Source organism: Flavobacterium ginsengisoli, from assembly GCF_029625315.1.
Classification (GTDB): Bacteria; Bacteroidota; Bacteroidia; order Flavobacteriales; family Flavobacteriaceae; genus Flavobacterium; species Flavobacterium ginsengisoli.
In genome coordinates this window covers 2,569,385-2,594,661 of the sequence record NZ_CP121110.1, presented here as the reverse complement: position 1 = coordinate 2,594,661, position 25,277 = coordinate 2,569,385, and the positions used below count along the sequence as shown (strand labels likewise).

Below are 25,277 nucleotides of genomic sequence, written 5' to 3'. Positions count from 1 at the left end.
TAAGACATTAAGACTCAATTATGAATTTAAATCAAATACAAAACGTTTATTTTATTGGTATCGGAGGAATCGGAATGAGTGCTCTGGCTCGTTATTTCAAGTTTATTGGAAAACAGGTTTCAGGTTACGACAAAACACCTTCTATGCTAACTAATGAATTGATTGAAAGTGGTATAGATATTCATTTTGAAGATAATATAAATTTGATTCCAACAGATTATTATGTTGAAAATACGTTAGTAATTTACACACCAGCGGTTCCAAAAACACATTCTGAGTGGAATTATTTTGTCGAAAGGCATTTTGAGGTTAAAAAACGTGCCGAAGTTCTCGGAATTATAAGTAGAGATACTTTCTGTTTTGCAGTTGCTGGAACACACGGAAAAACTACAACGTCTAGTATTTTGGGACATATTTTGTTTCAAAGTGGTGCTGATGTAACGGCTTTTATAGGAGGAATTGTTGAGAATTATAATTCTAATTTAATCGGAAGCGGAAAAACAGTAACAGTTGTAGAAGCAGACGAATTTGACAGATCGTTTTTGCATTTGCGTCCAGATATTGCTTGTGTGACTTCTATGGATGCAGATCATTTGGATATCTATGGAACTAGCGACGCCATTCAGGCTTCATTTAGAGAATTTGCTTCAAAAGTAGAAGATAAAAATAATCTTTTTATAACCAAAGAATTGCCTTTAGACGGTGTTCAATGTGCTATAAATGAAGATGCTGTATATAAGGCTTATAACGTTCGAATCGAAGACGGGGCTTATGTTTTTGATGTGCAAACGCCGTCAGAAATCATGAAGGACTTACGTTTCGGATTGCCAGGAAAACACAATTTAATGAATGGATTGATGGCTATTGCGATGGCTAAAACTTTCGGCACCCCGACCGATTCTATTGCAAAAGCCATTGCTTCATTCAACGGAATTAGAAGACGTTTTTCGTATCAGATTAAGAGCGAAAATTTAGTATATATTGATGATTATGCACATCATCCAACAGAAATAAATGCTGTTCATCAAGCAGTTAGAGAATTGTATCCAAGCCGTAAAGTTCTGGCAATTTTTCAGCCGCATTTGTTTAGTAGAACAAGAGATTTTGTTGATGGATTTGCGGCAAGCTTATCGCAGTTTGATGAAGTGTTTTTGATGGATATTTACCCTGCAAGAGAGCTTCCTATGGAAGGAGTGACTTCTGAGTGGCTTTTGGGTAAAATGACAAATTCGAACAAAAAAATTGTTGCAAAAGAAGATTTATTAGGTGAAATCAAAGCCAGTGATGCACCTATTATTGTAACAATTGGAGCTGGTGATTTGGGAGAAATGGTTCCGTCAATTAAAAAGGTTTTAAATGAAAATATTTAATTGGACAAATATTAGATTAGTACTTATTTTCGGACTGGTTTTGTTTCTGTATTCTTTCGCACAACATCGAAATGGCGATCGAAAATTGAAAAAATCGATGGTTGTTTTTGTAGGAGAAAATACGCTTTTTGTAAAGCCGGAAACGGTTAATAAATTGTTGATAGAAAATAAAAGAGACGCTTCCAGTATTAGAAAAGATGAAGTAGATTTGAATAAGATAGAAAAAACCCTCGATACGCAAGACATGATTGAGAAGTCAAATGTTTTTGTAAGTATTGATGGAGTTCTAAAAGCAGTAGTAAAACAGAAGACGCCCATAGCAAGAGTTTATGATGGCGCCACTTCTTTTTATATTGACTATGAGGGTAATAAAATGCCCTTGTCAGACAATTTCACTGCGAGAGTTCCTCTTGTTTCAGGGGCAATTAATGCAAAAAATAACGAAGATTTAGCAGACTTTATTTCGCACAATTTATGACGATGCGTTTTTGAGAAAAAACATCATTGCTATAGAGATTATGCCGAATGGAAGCTTAAAAATGTTTAATCGTAACTATGATTACTTCATAGATTTCGGAAGAACGATGAATGTTGATAAGAAATTTAGAAACTATAAAGCCTTCTTTCAAAAAGCAGTTTTAGATAGTTCGTTATACAAATACAAAAAAATTGACCTTAGGTTTACGGAACAAGTAGTTTGCACTAAATAATAGAAAATGGAAAAAGATAACATTGCAGTAGGTCTAGATATTGGAACAACCAAAATCGTTGCCATGATTGGCAAAAAAAATGAATATGGTAAGTTGGAGATTTTGGGCATTGGTAAATCCAAAAGTTTGGGTGTTGCCAGAGGAGTAGTAAACAACATTACGCAGACGATACAATCGATACAGCAAGCGATACTCGAAGCAGAAAATAATTCGGGTTATAAAATTAAAGATGTGGTTGTGGGTATTGCCGGACAGCACATCAGAAGTATTCAGCATACTGACTATATCAGCAGAAATAATCCAGAAGAAGTAATTGGTGAAAATGATATTCAACTTCTAATCGATCAGGTAAACAAACTGGCGATGTTACCAGGAGAAGAAATTATTCACGTTTTACCGCAAGAATTTAAAATTGACGGACAGTCTGAGATTAAAGAGCCAATCGGAATGTACGGCGGAAGATTAGAATCTAGTTTTCATGTTGTAGTTGGACAGGCATCTTCAATCAGAAATGTTGGAAGATGTATTCAGAGTTCAGGAATTGAATTGTCTGGTTTGACATTAGAGCCATTAGCTTCTGCTGATGCAGTTTTAAGTCAGGAAGAGAAAGAAGCTGGTGTTGCACTTATCGATATTGGTGGTGGAACAACAGATTTGGCTATTTTCAAAGACGGTATTATTCGCCACACAGCTGTAATTCCTTTTGGAGGAAATGTAATTACAGATGATATCAAAGAAGGCTGTTCGATTATTGAAAAACAAGCTGAACTTTTAAAAATCAAATTTGGCTCTGCTTGGCCAGGTGAAAACAAAGACAACGAGATCGTTTCGATTCCAGGTTTAAGAGGAAGAGAGCTAAAAGAAATTTCGCTTAAAAACTTATCTAAAATTATCCATGCAAGAGTTGTGGAAATTGTAGAACAAGTTTTCGCAGAAATTAAAGCTTACGGACATGAAGATCCTCGTAAAAAGCTAATCGCCGGAATTGTATTAACAGGTGGTGGTGCACAATTAAAGCACATCAAACAGTTGGTAGAATATATTACAGGAATGGATACTAGAATAGGATATCCGAACGAGCATTTGGCAGGAAACTCAGGAGAAGAAATTTCTAGCCCATTGTATGCAACTGCAGTAGGATTGGTAATGAATAGTATCGAAAACAGTTCGCAAAGTGCTGTTAGAATGGAAATGGTGCAAGATCAACCAAAAATTGTTTATAGAACCGCTCCACCAGTGCAACGATACGAAGTTGAAGAAAACTACGTTGAAAGAGTAGAAACTATTGACGAGCCTGAAGAAGTTGTAAGACAGAAGGCTCCTAAAAATGAATCTACAGAAACAAAAATAAGAAGATCATTTTTTGATCGATATGTCGACAAAATCAAAGAATTTTTAGACAACGCAGAATAATAAAAAGAGAAGGATTATTTCTTGCCCCAAGTCAAGAAGTAAAAAATGTACTTAATAAGAATTAAAAAACCAAAAAGATGATGAGCAACTCAGAATTTGGAAGTATTTCATTTGATTTACCAAAAAATCAATCAAATGTAATAAAAGTAATAGGTGTAGGTGGAGGCGGTAGTAACGCAATTAACCACATGTTTAAACAAGGTATTAAAGGCGTAGATTTTATCGTTTGTAATACCGATTCGCAAGCGCTTCAAAATAGTTCGGTACCGAATAAGATTCAGTTAGGAGTTAATCTAACAGAAGGATTAGGAGCAGGAGCAAATCCAGACGTTGGACAGCAGTCAGCAATCGAAAGTATTTCAGACATTGAAAAAATGTTGGACCGTGGTACTAAGATGGTATTTATTACTGCTGGTATGGGTGGAGGAACTGGAACTGGTGCAGCTCCGGTAATTGCGCAATTAGCAAAAGAAAGAGAAATATTGACAGTTGGTATCGTGACGATTCCGTTTCAATTTGAAGGGAAAGTGCGTCAGGAGCAAGCTATTATTGGAATTGAGAAGTTGCGTAAGCAAGTCGATTCTTTAATTGTAATCAACAACAATAAATTAAGAGAGGTATACGGAAATCTTGGTTTTAAAGCGGGATTCTCTAAAGCGGATGAAGTTTTGGCAACAGCCTCTAGAGGTATTGCTGAAGTAATTACGCACCACTATACTCAAAATATCGATTTACGTGACGCGAAAACTGTTTTGGCTAACAGTGGGACTGCTATTATGGGGTCTTCTGTAGCTGAAGGCGAGAACAGAGCTAAAGATGCTATCGTTTCAGCTTTGGATTCTCCATTGTTGAATGATAATAAAATTACGGGTGCCAAAAACGTATTGTTGCTTATCGTTTCTGGAACTAACGAGATTACTCTAGACGAAATTGGAGAAATCAACGATCACATTCAAGACGAAGCTGGTTACAATGCAAATATTATTATGGGAGTTGGTGAAGACGAAAGTCTTGGCGAAGCCATTGCTGTAACTATTATTGCTACAGGTTTTGATGTAGAACAACAAAATGAAATTGTAAATACAGAACCAAAGAAAATCATTCATACATTAGAAGATGAGCAAAGAAGTGTTCATAATCTAACGAATAAACCGCTTGCATCTTTCGATTTAACTGTTGATACTCCAACAACAAAAGTTGAAGATAAAGTAGTTTTTGATTTAATTGATGATGACGAAACATTTGCTCCGACTCCAGTTCAGGCTGTTGCTCCAGCTATCAATCAGGAAGAGTTAGTGGTTATGTCTGAGTTTATCAAAAATCTGGATGTGACTTTCGAAATTGTTTCGCCAATTACAGATATTGATTTTACAATTTCTGCTCCTGAAATACCAGCAGCAAGAGAATTGCAACAACCAATGATGCAGCAGCCAGTGCAACAACAACCTGTGCAAGCAGCAAAGAGTATTTGAAAGAGAAGAACAAACCACTTTTTCTTTTGATCTTCCTTTGTTCAAACAAGAGCCTATAAAAAGAGAGCCAGTTGTTGAAGATAATAGAGTGTTGTTTGAATTGACAAATGAAACTCGTGATATTAAAGTAAACGATCCAGTTCAATTTGTTCCTGTAACTGAAGTTTCAGATAACGGAATTATTAAATATTCTCTAGAAGAATATATGGAAGTTGAAAATGATTTATTGGCTTCTAAACCTGTTGAAAAAGTAGTTGAAGATACAATTCCAGAGGAATTGAATATCACATTAAAACCAAGACCAGATTTTACTAGTCAGCCTGATATTTCTACGACTTCTGAAGTTTCTCCTTTAGAATTGACTATTGAAGAAACATTACGTTTAAGAGCTGAGGAAAGAAGAAAGAAACTAAAAGAGTTTAACTATAAATTCCATAACAATGTTTCTAGAATTGATGAGTTGGAAAAAGAACCAGCATACAAAAGATTAGGAATAGATTTATCTAATTCTCAATCTAACAATACAAATTCTAGAATTTCTGTTGGAACAGACAGTAATAACGATTTGCAATTACGTTCAAACAATTCATTTTTGCACGATAACGTAGATTAATTTTAGAATCATAATATTTGGTAACCCGAAAATTGGATTTAATTTTCGGGTTATTTTTTTTATCTTCGCACAGAATTTCAAAATTTGACTTCCGAAATAGGTTTTTAAAGTGAATCTTATTGTCACCCTGAGCGAAGTCGAAGGGCCAAATTAATATATCAATTAATAGGCTTTGGCTTATTTTAAATAAAATATAAACATGAGTTTACAAACACAAATCATGGACGAAATCAAAACGGCCATGAAAGCAAAAGATACAGTAGCTTTAGAAGCTTTAAGAGCTGTAAAATCAGAATTATTATTGGCTTCAACAGCTTCAGGATCAAAAGAAGATTTATCTGAAGATGAAGAGATTAAATTACTTCAAAGATTGGTTAAAACTCGTAAAGAAAGCGCAAGAATCTTTACAGAACAAAATCGTCCAGATTTGGCAGAACCAGAATTGGCTCAAGTTGCTGTAATCGAGAAGTTTTTACCTGCTCAATTAAGCGAAGAAGAAGTAGAAGCTGTAATTGCAAAAATCATTGCTGAAACAGGAGCTTCTGGAATTGCTTCAATGGGTAAAGTAATGGGATTAGCATCTGCTCAATTAGGAGGAACTGCTGAAGGAAAAACCATCTCTACAATTGTGAAAAAATTACTTTCGTAATTTTTAAATTTCAATAAAGAAAATCCAAATTCCAAATTGGAAAACTCAACATATAAATTCCAAATTTCAAGTTTAAGATTGGAATTTGGAATTTAAAAAATTGATTTTTTTTTTTTTTAACTGACCTCGTAGTTCAACTGGATAGAATATCAGATTTCGGCTCTGAGGGTTGGGGGTTCGAACCCCTCCGGGGTCACTATAAAATTTAAAAAGCCTGAGAATATACATTCTCAGGCTTTTTTTATGGTTCAAATATAAATGTTGTATAAAGCTTTGTTATTTATTAGTCGTCGCAATCATAGAAACCTTGTTTGTATTTTCGCATTGCTTTGCGCTTTATTTTTTTAATCATCCTAGCGACTTTTTTAGTATAGTAGTACAATCCCGTGTCTCTAAATAAGTGAGCTGTGTAGCAATTTTTTTCGGTTACTGTAATTTCAATCGGTCTTCCTCCGAAAGGCGAAATAACTAAAACGTCGTCTAATTTTGCCTCTATACTAAATTTGCCATCTGCATCTGTAAACGTTTTCAAATCTGTTCCTTTCACACTAACTTCAACTTGTGCAGGCAGTAAATGATCTTCAAAAACAAATCCCCAGATTATTTTATTCTTTTTATCTGTTTCCTGCGCGAAAGAAAAAGCAGTAAAAAGTAATAGTAAAAAAAGTATTTTATTCATAATATACGGCATTTCTTTTCAAGCTTACAATTTACTTTGGTTGCTTTTTAGAGTTTTTAAAAATATAGTAAACCGAAAATAAAAAGACAATACCATAAATAACTGCCATTGCCGGATTCTCAAATTTCAGATTCTTAAAATCAAATTGCTTGTATAAGGTTACACCTAAAATGATGGCTACGACCCAAAAAATAAATGTAATAGGTTGGTTCTTATTTTCTGTATTCATATTGGTTATTGCTAAATATTTGTAATTCAGATTTACAATTTATCTTGTTCAGTCCTTATCAGATCAAAGATTTTTTCATTTTTGAAGCTTTCTTTAAATAAACTTATTAAAGGTGCAGTTGGACTTTTTGGATATTTTTTTACAAAACGGTCAAACTCTTGAATGTTTTCTGGATAAATATATTTTTCATCTGTCGCTCTCTCGGCAGTCGGTGTGTTATCTTGACCAACTAAATAATCCATTTGATAATTTTTGTATTCTTCTTTTACAGATGGAATCAATTTTGAATCAGGATATTTTGTCATAAAATTTTCCCATGAAATTATTCTGTCTCCCAGCTCTTTAAAAGAAATAACAAGCCCAGCATCTGCAGAATATAGTGTTTTGTTTTCTTCACTTTTCAGATACAAATAATCTTTGTAATCGTTTGTTACATAATCTTTGAAGATCTTATAATAAAAATCAGGAAGCGTTTCAATTTCAACATATCCTTCTCCAATTTCAAAATACTCTAACTGATGTTTTGAAAGTTCGTCGCCTAAAAGTTTCACTTCTTTTTTAGCATTTTTCTCTTCATTGTAAAATTTATCTAATACGCCTGATTCTTTTTCTTCGATCTGTCCCAGCAAAACATTATTTTCTTCACAATATTTCTCATACAATGCATTAGCGGCTTCTTTATTAGCAATCGATTTTAATTTGAGAATAACTTCATTTTTGTTTTTAGAAAATTGCTCCAATAATCCCAAATCTGATTTTACTGTTTCTGATGAGCCTTCAACTTTGGTACTGTCTTTCTTTATTTCTTGTTTATCAGAAATGCTTTTGTTGTCTGTCTGTTTGCAAGCTGAAAGTAAAATTCCAGAAACAATCATTACGAAGATTTTTCTCATTTTATAATTGGGTTTATTCTGCTAATATAAAAATATTTAAAGTATATTTTAATCATAAAAAAAGGACAAAAGATATCTTTTGTCCTTTTTCTTATTTAAAGTTTCATTTTATTTTAACTGTTCATCAATGATTACTCCTAGATCAGTATTAGAATTATCATAAGCAAGAATATTACCCGTTTTGTCAATTACAATTCGTGTTGGAATAGCCTGTATTTTGTAATTGGTGACAACTTCTGTTTTTGAATCGAAAAGAACATTAAAATCGAATTTTTTATCTGTTATATACGAAGTAACTTTCTTTAGTACGTCTTCCTCTTTGCCATTTTCCCAAGTATTTACAAACAGGAAAGCGACATCTTTATCTTTATATTTAGTCACTAAATGCTTGCATTTTTGGAAAAGAAGCCTTGCATGGTCCGCACCAAGTTGCCCAGAAATCAAGAACAACTACTTTTCCTTTATAATCTGAAAGTTTTGTTTCTTTTCCTTCTAGATTTTTCAAAGTAAAATCAATGGCGTTTTTACTTCCAAATTTTTCAAGAAGATCTTTGTTTTTGCTTTCTTTTGCTAATAATTCTGTTTTTTGCTGAATAGCATCATATTCAGCCATAGGTAATTTCTTTTCAATGTAAATTTCTTTTAGTTTAGCAAGAAATGCAGGCGATGTATTGCCTTTACCAATTTCGTCTTCAATATAAGCTTTTACTTCGTCTTTACTCTTTACTTTGTCAAGCATTGCTAGATAGCGTTCTTTACCTCCAGCGTCCAATCCGTTAAGAGCTTTAACTTCGCTTTGGTATTTAAAAGCTTCGTCATATTTACCTTGTTTGTATAGCAGAAGCGCGTAAGTATCTGCATACATGTTAAAATCATCATTGTAATTGACATTATAACATTCTTTTCGTTTAGCTTCAAGAATGTCTAATGATCGTTTAGAAACTTTCGTGGCAAAATCAATATTTTTTACAGGCATTGTTAAGTCTCCTCCAGATTTGCCCCAAGCAAAATTATTGTATGTGTCTGCTGGAAGAACTAAATAAGGTTCACAAGCTATAGCCTTTTCCCAATTTTCTTTGTCTAGATATAAAGATGCCAAAACAGAATAAAAAGAATTTAAAGATCTTTTTGAAGTATCATTAAATTTTGTTTTAAATGTATTAAGGCTTTCTAAGACAGAAGCTTCAGTTTTATCAGGCTGATCATAGAAATTTCTAATAAAATCCATAGCATCAATTCTATTTTTAGGATATCTTTCTGAAATTTCCTTTCTCAATTTTATTGCTTGATCTTGGGTTTCATTATTAGAATTATAAATATAATAAGCGGTAGTTAGATAATCTTCGGTATTTCTTTTTACACATTTATCGGCAAAGGCAATTAGGTCTTTTGTTCCTTGTTCTTTATCGATAGATTTTTTAGTATACAAATACTCCAAAGAAACTTTATCGTCTCTTAGCTTCGGATATTTTGCAAATATTGCGTCATATTCGGCAATTAGTTCTTCTGGCTTTGAATTCGATTTTAGTTTAAAAAAGTAACCTCCGTTACTTCTAACGAAAACTTCGTCTACTAGACTTTTTCCTAATTCAGTGTCATTTTCTGTTTTTAGTAAAACAGAATAACCTTTTTCGTTATTGCTATCGGCAATCTTTTTTGAATCGTTTATTGTTACTAGAATCACTCTGACAGAATCAGAAACTTTTGTGGTAAACTCAAAACGTTTTCCGATTTTTTTTAACGGACTTATTTCAGAAGAAAAATCAGTAGAGGTAATAGATAAAATATTTGCTTTGGCGTTGTCTTCTATAGGAAGGCCTTGCGGAGGTTCGTAAATATAGGTATTGGGTTTGCCTACATTAAATTTATTATCTTTTAAATAGATTTTTCCGCTTTGAGAAAAAGCAGTGTTAAAGATTGTGAGAAGTAATAAAAGAATAGTTTTTTTCATTTGTTTTTGGTTTTTTGATTGATGATTTCTTAAATTTTAACGAATGCTAAATTATACAATGTTGCCTTTGTACGATTTTTATTAAGAAAATATTAGCATAAAAACGCAAATAATTTTAGACAATCAAAATTTTAGATTGCAGAAGAATGGCCTAAATCTTTTACTCCAATTGCGGTTCTATAAAATTCATAACCTTTTTCAGAGCGATCAGGTAGAAACCTTTCGCGATATTCATCGGCACCCAAATCTTCTGAAAGTTTAATGTCAAACTGATTTAAAAAGTTCGGCACATCTTCTGGAAGCAATCCAAAAGTCCAGTGTTCTTCTATGTTTTCTAGATCTTCCAGCAATTTTTTTCCGCCTAGAAAAGAATCAGGATTTTGAAGAATATCTTTATGTACATAAGTAAAAATAATATGACTGTTGTTGGCAAATTTTGAGATAAAAGAAAAAGTGCTTTTCACGGCTTCTTCGGTCAAGTAATTCGTAACGCCTTCCCAAATTACAGCTGTAGGTTTTGAAAAATCTAGATGGTGTTTTGTAGCCAATTGATTGAGATCTTCTTTATTAAAATCAATTTGAAGAAAAGTCACGTTTTCTGGAATCTTGCCAATACGTTTTTTATAGATTTCAGCTTTAAAATTTGAAGTATTCGGATGATCAATTTCTATTACAGGAATCGATTTTAGAAAACCAAGACGAACCGCTCTGGTATCAAATCCGGCACCTAAAATTATAACTTGTTCAACTCCTTTAGAAATTGCATTTTCTAGTAAATTATCAATGTATTTTGTTCTTGCAATTCCAGATGAAAGAGCTCCAGGAATCTTTTTGTTTATAATGTCGCCAATATATTTTCTAAAAAACGGATATGGAGACAAGTTTACAGCAAGCCTCAATTTTGAATCTATAAAATGTATGGCATAAGGATCTGAAAACAATCTTTCGTTTTCATTACGTTTTGTTTCCAACGCTCTAAAGAAGGCCATGTATTGCGCCGTTCTACTTGTTTTTGATGCTTTCATTCTGTTTTTATTTTTTCGAAAACAAATTCTCTACAACCCAAGCTGGGCCAATTAATAAAAACTGAAGATCTTTTAGGAACGAAGGTTTTTTGCCTTCAATATTATGTCCGTAAAATTGTCCGACCCACGCTAAAGCAAAAACAATAAGCGAGAAAATCCACAACGGAAAAAGTTGCGAAATGTAGTAATTTACAATTAGGCAAAGAATAGAAAAAATGGCAATCTTAATAGCCATTGCAATTGATAATCTGATATAGAAAACAAGAACAAAAAGCAAAACGAGAAATGCCCAATTTTCGATAATAGGAGCATTTAATTGTAATGTATTGGAGATTATCATACTCGGAATACTCATAAGTAAACCAACGATTGAAAAGAAAATAGCAGGTACACAAATATAATGTATTGCCTTGTTTTTTGGGTTTTGATGACTTACGGCATATTCTGCAAACCATTGATCTAATGTTCTCATTTTTTGTGGTTTTAAGGTTAGATGCGTAAATCTAATGAAATTTCTTTTAGGTTTTACCGTGCTGTATTTTCATTATTTGATCGACAATAGAAATGGCTTTTTCTAATGTAATTCCGTTTTCCTGATCTAAAGTTAAAGGATGATTTTCTTCGATCATTTTTATTTCGGGAATTAAACCTAAATCTTGTTCGATTGCAATTGTTTTAAGCGAAATAGTTTTGCCATAAGTTGGCACATCTGTCTGCATCCAGCCAAAATAAGGCTCTTGATTTACTCGGTTTGGATCTTCCCATAAATCCATTCTCAAACAAAAATTATCTTCGCTTATCGTAGTCCATACATTAAAAACCAAATCTTCATGATAATCTACAATAGGAATAGTTAACCTGCCACGATGAAAAAAATGTTCTTCGTCGATATAACACCAGCTTCCTCCGTATTCAATTCTTTGTTCTCTTTCTTCGGGCGGAATGGCAAAATAATAGGCAGGAAATTCATTTCCGAAACACAAAGGCATTTCATCAAAAACTTCTCCGCAGACAAGAACATTTGTAAGTATACATTTTTAATTTTTTAAAGAATCGACATTCTGATTGTACTGAAAAACATTGTCCCATAATTCGTCAATAGCAACAAGTGCTTCATTGAGCGGAATCACGTTCCATTTTTCATTAGTTTCTATTCCTAAACCAATGCTTTTTAATTTTAATAAAGCATCGTTTACATCAAAATCTAAGTCGGTATTTAGTTGGGTTTTAAACCAAGATTCTATTTGATTGTCTAGTTCTTCTGCTGTTAAAGATTTTTCGCTTTCGTGCAAAAAAGTATAGGCAAGAATCGTTTCTTTTAAAGCTTCTTCTTCAGAAGAATTCAGTAAAGAATAAAATGCTCCGCTGTTGTTTCCGACATTTTTAAAATACAAACTGTCTGAAAGCGTTTTAGAATAACGGATTTTTTTATTGATGAAATTGTTGTATTGACGAAAACAATATGCTCCTAAAATTCCTAGTGCAATTAAACCTTGATTTAAAGAAGTTTTACTGTTTAATAAATCTATTGTTTCGCCCGTTTGATAGGCTTCGTACATATTAATTAAAGCAGGAATCACTTTAGCGCTTAATAGAGAAAGTCCACCAAAAACACCTGGAACCCAAAGCAATAATTTATCCTTTAGAGACATTTTCGGAATGGCATTTGGAAAAACCGTTTCGAGATCGTTTTTAGGAACGCGTTTAAAGATTTTTAAAGCAATAGAACCTGGATCAATAGGCATTTTGCCCAATTTGACTTTCTTTTCTTTAAGATAATCTGCATCGCTATAATTCAGATAAATGAGAACACGATCGTAATATTCAATCTCGACTTCTTTGGTCCAGAAAAAGTATTTTTTGATCTTTTCTTTAGCTTTATGATGTCCGCGTGCATAAAGTTCGAAATCTTTAAAAGCATTAAAATCGATAGAAAGATTCAGCCCGATCAAATCAGATTCGTCAAAAGCTTCGTTTAATGCTTTCTGATCGATTCTATAGTAATTGCCGCGTTCTAAAACTTTGAGAAGTGTTTCTTTAAAAACAGGAAAATTGCTTTTATTGATAAACTGTTCACGTTCTTTTTCGCTTAAATCTGGATCGTAGAGCGCGTAATGCTGTTTTAGATTTCTATTTAGGTTAAAAGATTCGTAATGATAATAATGTTCGATAATTTCGAACAATTTCTTAAAATCGCTAACCTTATCTGGATTTTCAGCAAAAGCTAAAATTTGCTGTTCCAGTAAAAATTCTTTATTAAACGGAATATAATGTTCTCTAGTCATTTGGACTTTAATTTCTTGGCATTTACAGAACGCAAAAATACAGCCTGAAATTTGATTTTAGGCTTTATGTGTGATGTTTTTTTAACGCAAAGAGCGCTAAGAATTTTTAATTAAAGACTTAATAAAACCCCAAAGTTCGCAAAGCTTTATGGCAACATAGTTTTCCCGCAGATTTTGCAGATTAAGCAGATAAAACAAAATCTCTTAAATCTGCTAAATCTGCGAGAGAAAAACTTTGCGAACTTTGCGTTTTAAAAAAGATTCTAATTACTATCTAATATTCAAATATAACCCGTGGTTTGAACCGCGGGATGCTCAGAGATGAATTGAGATATGCTTTGTGTCCCCGTGGTTGAAACCACGGGCTATGTTGAAATAAAATTCGCAAAGCTTTGTGGAGATAAAGCTTTGCGTCTTCAAAAACTTCTCAAAAAAACTTAGCGAACTTTGCGTAATTCTTTGCGTTCTTTGCGGTAAAATAGGCGGTTAGAGAAACAAAAAAAAGTGAAATTTCCAATCGGTACCAGCGATTTGAAATCCCACTTTCTGTTCCAAAAAAAAAGTGACAAAAAATTAAGAAGCTCTCTAGAAGCTTTTTTTTAGAAACTAAAAATTATTCAATGCAATATTACCACTAAATAAAATTGTGGCTATAGGTGTTTTTACCTGTTTTTGTAAACAGTTTAAGATTTTGAGTAGTTGTGTCGAAAATGTTATTGTAATACCGTTTTTTTGAGTTCGATTACGCCTTGAATGTATTTTATTAATTCTTCTTTGGTTACAGCAAAAGGCGCTTTTTCTGCTTCAAATTTCAAATATAAATTGGCAATACTTTCGGCATCTAGATTTTCAGTAAGGTAGTGGTGTTCTGAATATTTTATAAGATGATCTACAAAAAGTTCGCGTCGCTTTCCTTTTTCGATTGTTTCAGGATCGCCTTCTCTAATTTTTTCGATTACAGATTCTGGCAAATCGATGGTTAGATACATACAATCTACAGAAACTTTTGAAAGCATTTCTTTGGGGACTCTTCCCGTTGCATCGCAATAAGCGCATGGTGCAGGAACCCATTTTAATTGTCGGTTTAAACGGCGGATATCATCCCAATCAACAAATCTTTTTCCAAGGCATCTTGGACATTTTATAGTAGATCTTTTAAAAAGATTAAAAATGGACATTGGTTTTTAAATAGCTTAGGGGTTGGTTTGTCGCGAATTTAAAGAATTAAGTAGGAAAAGTTACTGGAATCGTTATTTTTTTTAAGAAAAAAATTAACAAAATCGCAAACCTGAATAGGTGAGCACTTGTTGAATAATTCGGAAATGCATTTTTAAGATTCAGAAACCGCTTATTATTATTTAGATTCGCGATTATGATATTGTATTAGATTTAGTACAAACGAAATTTTTAATCTATTTTTTGATTGTACGAAAAGTTATACTTTTGTTTGCAGAGAAAGGTTTTAATGAAATAAAAAACTTTAAAGAATTTTAAATATCTTTGAATTATGAGCACAGCAACAAAACCAAAACATATAGGCAGAAACATTAGCCGAATTAGAGAACTTAGAGACATGAAGCAAGAAGCACTTGCTATTGCTCTTGGCATGAGCCAACAATATGTCTCTACTCTTGAAGGAACCGAAAATATAGATGACGAAAAGCTAAATAAAATTGCTCAAGCTTTAGGAGTTTCTGTAGAAACTATTAAGAATTTTAGTGATGAAGCCGTTTTTAATATTATTGGTAACACAGTGACTAATCATGATAATTCTGCTTTATTTCAATTTCACCCAACATTTAATCCAATCGATAAGTTGATTGAATCTTATGATGAAAATAGGAAACTTTATGAGCGTTTATTAGAATCTGAAAAAGAGAAGATTTCTTATTTGGAAAAGTTGCTTAAAGAGAAATAAGATTTATAAAGATTATAAAAATGGAAAAGAGACTTTTGTGAGAAAGTCTCTTTTTTTTGTTATATATATTAAAGAATTTTAAATGGCTACAAAAGCTTATTTGTTTGTATCACTATTAGGGGGATTTTTTTTAGTCGTTTTTGAGACCTTACGACGGTTTGTAGTTTTTTCTGTTTTGGATTCTAATTTAGAAATAGTACCATTTGATGATTTATTTGATTGATCTACCTCATTTGATAATTTAGATGCCTCTACTGTTTTTGGATGAGTGTAATCGAAACTTGTTAATTTACTAGTGATTTCTTCACTTTTTCTAATGGCATCTAAAGTAGGGTTAGAATTCCATTGACTCGCAATTTCGAAACTTTTCCTTATAGCGTCAAAATTAGAATTAATAGAATTCCATTGAGTTGCAAGCTCTGCATTTTTTATTAAATTAGCCAAATTAGCACTAGGCGAATTCCATTTAGTTGAAAGTTCTGCATTTTTTAATAAGTTAGCCCAATTAGCACTAGGTAAATTCCACTTTGAAATATATTTATCAGAAATTTTATAATCTATGTCATTCAATTCATTCAAAGTAATTGATATCTCATCAGCTTTTCTAACTTCTTTAACTTCTGTAATAGATTGTTCTTTAATTGAAGTCGCTAATTTTCTTTCTTTTGCAAACTGTAGAAAATTATCTGCATTATAAATTAAAATTCTAATTCCTGTTAGATCGTAGAACTCTTTTATTAATTCTTCTCTAGGGCGGATTGTTTTTCCATTTTCAATTGTCCACCAATCTTCTTTTCTGTCATCGGTTATAAATATTACTTCTTTTTTTCTTTTTTGGTAAGTGAAATTAATTCTTTCCAAATAATTAAGTCCCCGTAAATGTGCTGATCACCTCTTTTCTTTTTTGTTTCAAGATCTTTATAACCGGGAGGTATTAATTGATCGTAACGTTCTTTACCTTCTGTATATATTTTTTTTAATTCATCTTTACTAAATGGAACACCAACCTTGTTTTCATACAATTCTGTTAATTGTTTTAACACTTCGTCTTCTTTCTTAAAGTCAGGATGTTTTTTCTTTTGTTTTTCTAATTCTGTTTCAATTTTTTTTACGAATTCATTAAGTACTTTTTTTAGAGTTTCTACTTCTATAGAAGGATGTCGAACATATTGTTTTAGAACACCAGTAATATTTTTGTCGCAAATTTCTTTTATTGATGCAGAGAGAGTATAATATGAAGTGTCTAAATTTTCAATTACTGAATTTCTATTTGAATGATATTCATAACCAACTTGATAAGGCATATGTAATTTTTCCTTCAATTTAGATAAAGCCATTAAAAAATCTTTTCTTGTTGAATCTGAATATCTATATAAATTAAGTAATGTATTTGCATCAAAGACAAAAATTCCTTCATTCCAAGATTTGTCAATTTCCGTTTGATTTGGAGCGTAAAAGCCATAAAACTCTTTTTTCATAATTTTCCCAAGAATTATTTTAGTTTTTAGATTGCATATGTTTCGTACAATTATACCAATAAATAAAAACTCAATGGCAAGTACTTTTACGTATTTTACAAACCCGTAAAAAACAAAAAAGCCCAACTTAAAAAAGTTGAGCTTTTCAAAAATTATCTAATTATCCAAATTGACAAATTATCTAATTGGAAGATTATTTAGCAGAATCTGATATTTCCTTCCGACAGGAATAATATCACCATTTGACATTGTAAGATTTTTGGCAGTTACAGCAGTAATTTTAGTGGTATTTACAATATAAGATCGGTGAACTTGCAGAAAATGCGCACAATCAATTTCGGCACTTATACTCGCAAGCGAACCGTAAATGACAATTGGAGATTTTAGTTTACAGTTGTACAATTTCATGTAATTGCCGAGACTTTCGATGTATAAAATATCAGAAAGAGGCGTTTCAATTATTTGCCCGTTAGAGCGGTAAGAAAGGACTTTTTCGTCGTCGTCGCTTTCTTTTTTTAGATTATTTCCAGAATGATATGTTTTGGCTTTTTCTATTGCTTTTGAGAATTTATCAAACGAAATAGGTTTTAGTAAATAATCAATCGCATCGTTTTGGTAAGCCGAAAGGGCAAAATCTGAATAAGCCGTTGTTACAATCGTAATCGGACGATTGGGTTGCAGTTCCATTAATTCTACACCCGAAATTACAGGCATATTAATGTCTAGAAAAATAATATCGTATTGGTTTTCGTTGAGCAGTTTTATGGCTTCCATACCATTAAAAGCGCTTCCAGAATGTTCCAGTTCGTCAAATTTAGAAATGTGCGAAATCAAGGCTTTGTGCGCCGGCGATTCGTCATCAATTATTAGACAGCGGTAGGTAAGTGCCATATGGTTAGTTTTACGGTAAACATATTTTTCTCTTTTTTACAGCTCAAATTGTGTTTTAGGCCGTAAACTTCCAAACGTCTTTTTAGATTTTCAATTCCGATTCCGGTGCTCGAAAGTCGCGAACCCGAATCGAGATAATTGTTTTTCAATGTAAAAATCACGCCTTGGCATCGCACTTTCAAATCCAGATTAATAAACGGTTCTGGAGTTTCGGCAGAAAACTTCACTGCGTTTTCTACCAAAGGCAGAAAGAACAAAGGCGGAATCTCGATTTGATCGTGCACACCTTCAATGTTTTGTTTTACAGCGAGCCTTTCGTTTCTAAAGGTATAGTATTCGATATATTTTTTTATGAAAGCGATTTCTTCTTCCATTAAAACAAAATCTTTTTTAGAAGCTTCAATTTGATAGCGCAGCATGTCTGAAAGATTCAGGATTCTGTCTGGAACTTTATCGGGTTCTGCAAGGGCTTCTCCGTAAAGATTATTCATTGCATTCAATAAAAAATGCGGATTCAATTGCTGTTTTAAAAACGAAAGTTCAGACTTAAAATTCATAATGTCTTTATCGGCCTGACTCATTTTTTTGGTAATCACAATATGAAGAAAATAAAAGAAAGAACCGTTTATAATAAGCGATAAAATTTGAAGTGTCTTAAAATTTCCTAATCCGACAAGTGGGAAAAACCAATTCATAAAAAAGTAAAAACCAGTCCAATAAACGGCAAGAAGCGTAAAGAAGATTTTAAACTTTTTATGAAACAGAAAAGGCTTTATGATGCAAATATTGAAAATCGTAATCCAAACAATACACGGAAAATAACCTACAGCTATTTTGCTCAGAATATACGACCAGCTGTGTCCGTCTAGTTTTATTTCGTCGTAAACGCAGGCCAGAATGACTAAGTAGACAAGTGCATTTACGAGAAGATTTCGCAGAAAAAAGTTTTGATAGATTTTTGTAATTGTCATAACGGCAAAAATACTATAATCGTATAGTTTATAATCATTTGAAAGCAATAATTTATACCAACGCCATTCGTATAAATCATACGCCACTGGTATAAAATTGCTATAAAAAGAGAGACATGTCAATTACTTTTGGATTCAAATTTTATCTATACCCCGAAATAATTTATTCTAATTTATGAAATCTAAAATCATGTCTTTTGTGTTTGTTTTTTCCACTTTACAAGTAATAGCTCAAGAAAAGGAGCCAGGCGTAAAAACCTTTGCAAAAGCCGTGGTTGATAAATTTCCAAACACACGAACTTTTGATGTTCAATATGAAGCTTTAGGACCATCAAATTACGATTCAAGATTGTTTGGAAATAAATATGAAAAAGGAAGAATTGAAGATCACAATCGTTTCAAAGCGGCTTTCAATCTTCCGTTTTACGCTTCAAAATCTAAGAAACTGGTTTTAACGACTTCGCTTCGCTATAAATATGAAAATTATGGTTTTGGAGATATTTATAATTATCAAACCAATGAAACGTATACAAAAGAAAATCAGGAATTTCATTTTTGGGCAGGAGCATTGACAGCAACTTACATGTCGACACTTTTTAAGAAACCAGTCATTTACAACGCAACAGCAACGATTGACGGAGACGAAAAAAAATTACAACGGTTGAAAGGTTTTGCATCGGCAGTTTTAGTGCTAAAAAGAACACCTTCAACCACCATTACCGCTGGGGCTCTAGTATTGCTCGATCCATCATCGATTGTACCTGTTACGCCGCTTTTTTCTATAAACCATAAATTCAAACAATCGAAATGGGATATGGACTTTATTTTGCCTCAGCGTATATTATTTAGAAGAGAATTGTTAGAAAACGGAAGAATTTCGTTGGGAACCGAGTTAAACACAGAAAGTTTTTACTTGAATTTAGATAACCAAAATTTGAGAGGTGTTTACGAGCTGAATCAGTTAGAATTAAAATCGGGAATTACTTATGAATACAGTTTTACTCCTAAACTGATTGCATTTGTAAAAGGTGGCGTAAATAATGTTGTAAGTGCGAGACTAACAGAAAAAGGAGAGCGAACCAACCGTTATGTTTACGATCAGAAAGAAGATGCGCAAGGGTATTTTAGATTTGGAGTTTCATATAACCTTTTTAATCGAAAGTAAAATGTACAAGTTAAAAGAATTAAAAGAAGCAGAGATGATAGTAGAGATTTTTAAAACCAATGTTCAGAAAAAATCTGATGGAGATTACATAATTGCAGTGATGCAAAATCAATTTCCAAATTACAAAATCAATTTTGATTTGGAAGATTGCGATAAGATATTGAGAGTTGAAGGTTTTGATTTGCAGTGCAATAGTGTAATGAATCACGTAAGTGGTTTGGGTTATACTTGCGTGCGATTGGAATAATTTTGCATTTTAAATTAGGTGTAAATACGCTAGCGTATTTGCTTTTTTTGTAAGTATTTTGTGTAATATTTTAATTCCAAAAATAATACTGAAATGATAAGTTTTATACTTTCTCTTTTTCTTTTTCTTCTCACACAGTTATTCTAATTTAGCTGTTTATTCCTTAAATAGGGCTTTCTGTTGCTTTTTATTGAGCAAAAGGTTTGTTCTTTTTTTGCGTATTATTTTTTTAATTTTGCGCCATGAAAAAAACATTCCAACTCTTCGATTTTAGCCAGAAAGTCAATTACAAAAACGAAATTTTAGCTGGTTTAACTGTAGCAATGACGATGATTCCAGAATCGCTGTCGTTTGCTATTTTAGCAGGATTTCCGCCTTTAGTTGGGTTGTACGCCGCTTTTATTGCAGGTTTAGTTACGGCAATTTTTGGAGGAAGACCAGGAATGATTTCTGGCGGAGCAGGAGCTACCGTGATTGTTTTAATCGCCTTGATGAAATCGCACGGAATAGAATATGTTTTTGCGGCCGTAGCTCTCGGCGGTGTTGTCCAGATTTGTATCGGACTTTTTAAACTCGGAAAATTTATTAGATTGGTTCCGCAGCCCGTAATGTTTGGTTTTGTAAACGGTTTGGCAGTTGTGATTTTTATGTCGCAATTGGAGCAGTTTAAAACGGTTGTTAACGGTCAGGTTTCTTGGCTTCAGGGAACTCCTTTATATATTATGCTTGGTTTGGTCGCTTTAACCATTGCGATTGTTTTAATTTTTCCGAAGATTACAAAAGCGGTTCCAGCATCTTTAGTAGCTATTATGGTTGTTTTTGCAATCGTAATTATTTTTAATATCGAAACCAAAACGGTTGAAGATATCGCTTCGGTTCAAGGCGGATTTCCTCCATTTCATATTCCGAATATTCCGTTTTCTTTTGAAACTTTAAAAATAATTTTTCCTTATTCTGTAATTGTCGCTGCTGTTGGTTTAACAGAAGGTTTATTGACGCTGAATTTAGTTGATGAAATTACTGGAACAAGAGGAAATAGTAATAGAGAATGTATTGCGCAAGGAAGCTCAAACATTTTAAATGGTTTTTTCTACGGAATGGGTGGCTGCCCAATGATAGCGCAAACATTAGTAAATCTTGGCGCAGGATCTAGAGCCAGACTTTCAGGAATTATTGGTGCTTTGACCATTTTAATGATTATCCTTTTTGGTGCTCCCGTAATTGGAAAATTGCCAATGGCGGCTCTAGTAGGAGTGATGATGATGGTTGCTATTACCACTTTTGAATGGGCAAGTTTTAGGATTATAAATAAAATGCCAAAACATGATATTTTTGTTGGAATTCTAGTTGCCGTAATTACCATTGTATTACATAATCTGGCTTTGGCTGTTTTAATTGGCGTGATTATTTCTGCTTTGGTTTTTGCTTGGGAAAGTGCCAAAAGAATCCGTGCACGACATTATATCGATGAAAATGGAATAAAACATTACGAAATTTATGGGCCATTATTTTTTGGTTCAACCAGTGCTTTTTTAGAGAAGTTTGATATACAAAACGACCCTAATCATATTATAATAGATTTTAAAGAAAGTCGTGTTTCAGACATGTCGGCGATTGAAGCTTTGAACAATTTGACCAAAAAATACAATCAGTTAAATAAAACCGTAGAGTTGCAAGCATTTGAGCGAAGATTGCAGACAATTGCTTAAAAATGCTGATGCAGTTATAAATGTTAATGTTATTGAAGATCCGACTTATAAAGTGGTGTCTTAATAATTGTTAATTGTGAATTATTAATTGTGAATTAATTCAAATCGATTTTCTGTAGAGACGCACTGCTTTGTGTCTACGAAAAGTATCTCAAAAAGTTAAACCCGATAGGTTTTAAAAAACCTATCGGGTTTGTTATTGTTTGTCTATATTTTTTTTGTCAGGCTGAGCGAAGTCGAAGCCCACGTGCCAATTGGAGTGCCCTTCGACTCCGTTCAGGGTGACAATCATCATCAAATTTTCTAATTATCAAATTGACACAATATCTAATTTAGCGCAGCGCATCCTCAATATCACTCAGCTTTCCGTCAATTTCACCTACTTGCAAACCTAAAATATGGGCAATTAAAGGATAAACAGAAACATTCTGAAACGTTTTTACTTTCTTGTTTACTTTAAAAGCAGGACCTTTTGCGTAAAAAATAGCATGCATATCTTTTTCATTATTATCATAACCATGAGTTCCTCCATTGATATGCGTGCTTTCTTTGCCAACAAGACTCCATCCTTTGTCGGCTTCAATAACAAAATCGTGTACACGCGGATTCGTTCCGTAATGTAATCTTTTCGGAACTTCGGTTGATTTCCAGAATTTAATGTGAGGCACTTTTTTTAAAGCATTAGCAATCGAATCTTGATAGCCCGGTTTTGCCTGCAAACTCATAATCGGATTAATAACGTCTTTATAACCTAACCATTCTGGCTTTATATAATCTAAAACCGCTACTTTTTTATCATTGCTGATATCGGCCATTCCGTGATCTGAAACGATGATTAAATTGATTTGTTTTCCAATAGGCAATTGATCTAATCTTCTAGATATTTCTCCCATAATTGAATCCATTTTAATCACTGTTTTTTCAGTTTTTGGCGAATGCGGACCAAAATTATGACCCGTATGATCTGGTTCGTCAAAATATAAAGTTACCAAATGCGGACGTTGTTTTTCTGGAAGCTGCAGCCATTTCATAACCGTATCGATTCTAGCTCCGTACGGAACTTTACCATCATAATTTTTGAAATAACTTGGGTTTCTTTTGTCAATGTCAGAACCTGGCCAAAAGAAAGAAGCTGTTTTTACACCTTGCTGTTCAGCTAAATTCCAAATCGGATTTCCGCCATAAAAACGAGAATCATTTTTTGCGTTGCTTGATAAGGAAAAAGATTGATTTAAAGAAGCATCATAAAAAACATTATTGATAATTCCGTGATGATCTGGATAAAGTCCCGTTACGATTGAATAATGGTTTGGGAAGGTTTTACTCGGATAAGAAGGTTTCATTGATTTGGCATGAACGCCCTCTTTCTCAATTTGCTTCAGATTTGGGAGATTATACATTTTGCCATAATCCCATCGAAAGCCATCCATCGAAACTAAAACTACGTAATTGTCTTTGCTATTTTGGGCTTGTAAAAAAGCAGTAAGAAGTAAAAATGTAAAAGATAAAAAGTGAGTTGTGAATTTTCTCATTGTGCAATTTTAAATAGAATTGCAAAGGTAGAGATAACAGATTTTTTAAAGAAAAAGAGAATGTTAAATAAAAAATGGTTGCCACGAATTGCACTAATTTCCACGAATGATTTTTCTTTTCAGCCACAGATTACACAGATTAAAAGGATTTTTATTTTATGCAGATCATAGATTATAAAAATTAAATTAATCTGCTTGAATTTGTAGAATCTGCGTGAAAATTTTTTAGTGTATCCAATAAAGAAATCCTTTTAATCTGTGTAATCTGTAGCAACTTTTTACAAGCAAAATCATTCGTGGAAATTAGTGCAATTAGTGGCAAACAAAAAAAAAAGCGCCGGATAAAAATCCAGCGCTTTTAATTTTTAAGAAGAGAATGAATTACATCATTCCTGGCATTCCGCCTCCCATTGGCATTCCGCCTCCGGCATTTTCTTCTTTAATATCAATTAATGCACATTCTGTAGTTAAGATCATTCCAGAAACAGATGCAGCATTTTCAAGAGCTACACGAGTTACTTTTTTAGGATCGATAATTCCAGCAGTAAGCATATCTACATATTCGTCAGTTTTTGCATTGTATCCAAAATCACCTGAACCTTCAGAAACTTTAGCCACAACAACAGAACCTTCAAGACCAGCGTTTTCAACGATCGTTCTTAATGGAGCTTCAACAGCACGAGAAACAATTTGAATTCCAGTTGCTTCATCAGCGTTATCAGCTTTTAAGTCAGCTAAAGCAAGTTTAGCTCTCAATAAAGCTACACCACCTCCAGCAACGATTCCTTCTTCTACAGCTGCACGAGTTGCGTGTAAAGCATCATCAACTCTGTCTTTTTTCTCTTTCATTTCAACTTCAGAAGCAGCACCAACATAAAGAACAGCAACACCTCCAGCTAATTTAGCCAAACGCTCTTGTAATTTTTCTTTATCATAATCAGATGTAGTAGTTTCCATCTGACCTTTAATTTGGTTAACTCTGTTTTTGATGATATCAGCTTCACCAGCACCGCTTACGATAGTTGTATTGTCTTTATCGATAGAAACTCTTTTTGCGTTTCCTAACATTTCGATAGTTGTATTTTCAAGAGTATAACCTCTTTCTTCAGAAATTACAGTTCCACCAGTTAAGATTGCGATATCTTCTAACATTGCTTTTCTTCTGTCTCCAAAACCTGGAGCTTTTACAGCGACAATTTTAAGAGCACCTCTTAATTTGTTTACTACTAATGTAGAAAGAGCCTCTCCGTCAACATCTTCAGCAATAATCAATAATGGTTTTCCTGATTGAGCAACTGGCTCTAAAACTGGAAGTAATTCTTTTAAAGAAGATACTTTTTTGTCGTATAATAAAATGTAAGGAGAATCTAATTCAACTTCCATTTTCTCTGGGTTTGTTACAAAGTAAGGAGAAAGGTATCCTCTGTCAAACTGCATTCCTTCAACAACGTCAACGAAAGTATCAGTTCCTTTAGCTTCTTCTACAGTGATTACACCTTCTTTTCCAACTTTAGCGAAAGCAGTAGCAATTAATTCACCAATAACTTCGTCATTGTTAGCAGAGATAGAAGCAATTTGTTTGATTTTATCAGAATCACTTCCAACAACTTTAGCTTGCTTTGCAAGGTCAGCAACGATAGTTTCAACCGCTTTGTCGATACCACGTTTCAAATCCATTGGATTTGCACCAGCGGCAACGTTTTTCAAGCCTTCTTTTACGATAGCTTGAGCTAAAACTGTAGCAGTTGTAGTTCCGTCACCCGCTAAATCATTAGTTTTAGAAGCTACTTCTTTTACCATTTGCGCACCCATATTTTCTAGTGCGTCTTTTAATTCGATTTCTTTTGCAACAGAAACACCATCTTTAGTAACAGTTGGTCCACCAAATGATTTTCCGATAATTACGTTACGACCTTTTGGTCCAAGAGTTACTTTTACAGCATTTGCTAATGCATCAACACCACGTTTTAATCCGTCACGTGCTTCAATATCAAATTTTATATCTTTTGCCATTTTAATTTTTGTTTAAAGTTTGATTTGTTTCAAGTTAAATGAAGTTCTTAATTCTTCGTACTTA

At 33.1% G+C, this 25,277-nt stretch carries 19 protein-coding genes, 1 tRNA gene and 4 pseudogenes; 10 read left to right on the top strand and 14 right to left on the bottom strand.

Annotation, left to right across the window (positions count from 1 at the left end):
- The first annotated feature begins 20 nt into the window (after positions 1-20).
- From murC to P5P87_RS12050, 6 genes and pseudogenes are all read left to right on the top strand, one after another.
- Complete coding sequence (murC, locus tag P5P87_RS12075) at positions 21-1,370, top strand: UDP-N-acetylmuramate--L-alanine ligase (protein ID WP_278022701.1); 1,350 nt, start codon at positions 21-23, stop codon at positions 1,368-1,370.
- Positions 1,357-2,080 (top strand): annotated as a pseudogene (locus tag P5P87_RS12070) (cell division protein FtsQ/DivIB). The gene murC and the pseudogene P5P87_RS12070 overlap by 14 nt, the downstream one beginning before the upstream one ends.
- Before the next feature lie 6 nt (positions 2,081-2,086).
- Entirely contained in the window at positions 2,087-3,493 is a 1,407-nt protein-coding gene (ftsA, locus tag P5P87_RS12065) for a cell division protein FtsA (RefSeq protein ID WP_278022699.1), read from the top strand.
- 77 nt (positions 3,494-3,570) lie between these two features.
- Positions 3,571-5,578 (top strand): annotated as a pseudogene (gene ftsZ, locus P5P87_RS12060) (cell division protein FtsZ).
- Between the two features lie 199 nt (positions 5,579-5,777).
- The gene (locus P5P87_RS12055) at positions 5,778-6,227 is read left to right on the top strand and encodes a GatB/YqeY domain-containing protein (RefSeq protein ID WP_198854339.1); all 450 of its coding nucleotides are present in this window, start codon (positions 5,778-5,780) and stop codon (positions 6,225-6,227) included.
- Positions 6,228-6,349: 122 nt separating this feature from the next.
- A tRNA-Arg gene (locus P5P87_RS12050) sits at positions 6,350-6,423 on the top strand.
- An 87-nt stretch (positions 6,424-6,510) separates the two neighbouring features.
- On the opposite strand, the gene P5P87_RS12045 is transcribed toward P5P87_RS12050, so the two are convergent.
- The 9 genes from P5P87_RS12045 to P5P87_RS12005 form a co-directional block, all read right to left on the bottom strand.
- The gene (locus P5P87_RS12045; RefSeq protein ID WP_278022698.1) at positions 6,511-6,906 is read right to left on the bottom strand and encodes a hypothetical protein; all 396 of its coding nucleotides are present in this window, start codon (positions 6,904-6,906) and stop codon (positions 6,511-6,513) included.
- Positions 6,907-7,167: 261 nt separating this feature from the next.
- Positions 7,168-8,028, bottom strand: a complete 861-nt coding sequence (locus P5P87_RS12040; protein ID WP_278022697.1) for a tol-pal system YbgF family protein — start codon at positions 8,026-8,028, stop codon at positions 7,168-7,170.
- A gap of 108 nt (positions 8,029-8,136) precedes the next feature.
- The gene (locus P5P87_RS12035; protein ID WP_278022696.1) at positions 8,137-8,409 is read right to left on the bottom strand and encodes a TlpA disulfide reductase family protein; all 273 of its coding nucleotides are present in this window, start codon (positions 8,407-8,409) and stop codon (positions 8,137-8,139) included.
- Complete coding sequence (locus P5P87_RS12030; RefSeq protein ID WP_278022695.1) at positions 8,402-9,979, bottom strand: TlpA family protein disulfide reductase; 1,578 nt, start codon at positions 9,977-9,979, stop codon at positions 8,402-8,404. The genes P5P87_RS12035 and P5P87_RS12030 overlap by 8 nt, the downstream gene beginning before the upstream one ends.
- Positions 9,980-10,110: 131 nt before the next feature.
- On the bottom strand, positions 10,111-11,004 hold the full coding sequence (locus tag P5P87_RS12025; RefSeq protein WP_198854332.1) for a class I SAM-dependent methyltransferase: 894 nt from the start codon (positions 11,002-11,004) through the stop codon (positions 10,111-10,113).
- Positions 11,005-11,011: 7 nt separating this feature from the next.
- Positions 11,012-11,476 (bottom strand): Mpo1 family 2-hydroxy fatty acid dioxygenase, encoded by a 465-nt coding sequence (locus P5P87_RS12020; RefSeq protein WP_278022694.1) that lies wholly within the window; start codon positions 11,474-11,476, stop codon positions 11,012-11,014.
- A 46-nt stretch (positions 11,477-11,522) separates the two neighbouring features.
- Positions 11,523-11,993 (bottom strand): DUF2199 domain-containing protein, encoded by a 471-nt coding sequence (locus tag P5P87_RS12015; RefSeq protein WP_278022693.1) that lies wholly within the window; start codon positions 11,991-11,993, stop codon positions 11,523-11,525.
- Between the two features lie 48 nt (positions 11,994-12,041).
- On the bottom strand, positions 12,042-13,289 hold the full coding sequence (locus P5P87_RS12010; RefSeq protein WP_198854329.1) for a TMEM143 family protein: 1,248 nt from the start codon (positions 13,287-13,289) through the stop codon (positions 12,042-12,044).
- A 713-nt stretch (positions 13,290-14,002) separates the two neighbouring features.
- Positions 14,003-14,467 (bottom strand): hypothetical protein, encoded by a 465-nt coding sequence (locus P5P87_RS12005; protein ID WP_198854328.1) that lies wholly within the window; start codon positions 14,465-14,467, stop codon positions 14,003-14,005.
- Positions 14,468-14,796: 329 nt separating this feature from the next.
- Here P5P87_RS12005 and P5P87_RS12000 point away from each other — a divergent pair, with 329 nt between their 5' ends.
- Positions 14,797-15,207: a helix-turn-helix domain-containing protein gene (locus P5P87_RS12000; RefSeq protein WP_278022692.1), complete on the top strand. Its 411-nt coding sequence runs from the start codon at positions 14,797-14,799 to the stop codon at positions 15,205-15,207.
- Between the two features lie 96 nt (positions 15,208-15,303).
- Here the strand turns inward: P5P87_RS12000 and P5P87_RS26135 are convergent.
- From P5P87_RS26135 to P5P87_RS11980, 3 genes and pseudogenes are all read right to left on the bottom strand, one after another.
- A pseudogene (locus P5P87_RS26135) lies at positions 15,304-16,685 on the bottom strand (PIN-like domain-containing protein).
- 177 nt (positions 16,686-16,862) lie between these two features.
- Positions 16,863-17,576 carry a LytR/AlgR family response regulator transcription factor gene (locus P5P87_RS11985; protein WP_278022689.1) on the bottom strand — a complete coding sequence of 238 codons (714 nt, stop codon included), beginning with the start codon at positions 17,574-17,576 and terminating at the stop codon, positions 16,863-16,865.
- The gene (locus tag P5P87_RS11980; RefSeq protein WP_233073995.1) at positions 17,552-18,670 is read right to left on the bottom strand and encodes a sensor histidine kinase; all 1,119 of its coding nucleotides are present in this window, start codon (positions 18,668-18,670) and stop codon (positions 17,552-17,554) included. The genes P5P87_RS11985 and P5P87_RS11980 overlap by 25 nt, the downstream gene beginning before the upstream one ends.
- Before the next feature lie 67 nt (positions 18,671-18,737).
- Between P5P87_RS11980 and P5P87_RS11975 the strand changes: the two genes are divergently transcribed.
- The 3 genes and pseudogenes from P5P87_RS11975 to P5P87_RS11965 all read left to right on the top strand — a co-directional run bounded on the left by P5P87_RS11975 (position 18,738) and on the right by P5P87_RS11965 (position 21,732).
- Positions 18,738-19,712, top strand: a complete 975-nt coding sequence (locus P5P87_RS11975; protein WP_278022688.1) for a DUF6268 family outer membrane beta-barrel protein — start codon at positions 18,738-18,740, stop codon at positions 19,710-19,712.
- Between the two features lies 1 nt (position 19,713).
- Positions 19,714-19,959: a hypothetical protein gene (locus P5P87_RS11970; protein ID WP_233073993.1), complete on the top strand. Its 246-nt coding sequence runs from the start codon at positions 19,714-19,716 to the stop codon at positions 19,957-19,959.
- A gap of 242 nt (positions 19,960-20,201) precedes the next feature.
- Positions 20,202-21,732 (top strand): annotated as a pseudogene (locus P5P87_RS11965) (SulP family inorganic anion transporter).
- A 268-nt stretch (positions 21,733-22,000) separates the two neighbouring features.
- Here the strand turns inward: P5P87_RS11965 and P5P87_RS11960 are convergent.
- On the bottom strand, positions 22,001-23,200 hold the full coding sequence (locus tag P5P87_RS11960; protein WP_278022687.1) for an alkaline phosphatase family protein: 1,200 nt from the start codon (positions 23,198-23,200) through the stop codon (positions 22,001-22,003).
- A gap of 381 nt (positions 23,201-23,581) precedes the next feature.
- Positions 23,582-25,213 carry a chaperonin GroEL gene (gene groL / locus P5P87_RS11955; RefSeq protein ID WP_278022686.1) on the bottom strand — a complete coding sequence of 544 codons (1,632 nt, stop codon included), beginning with the start codon at positions 25,211-25,213 and terminating at the stop codon, positions 23,582-23,584.
- Between the last annotated feature and the right edge of the window lie 64 nt (positions 25,214-25,277).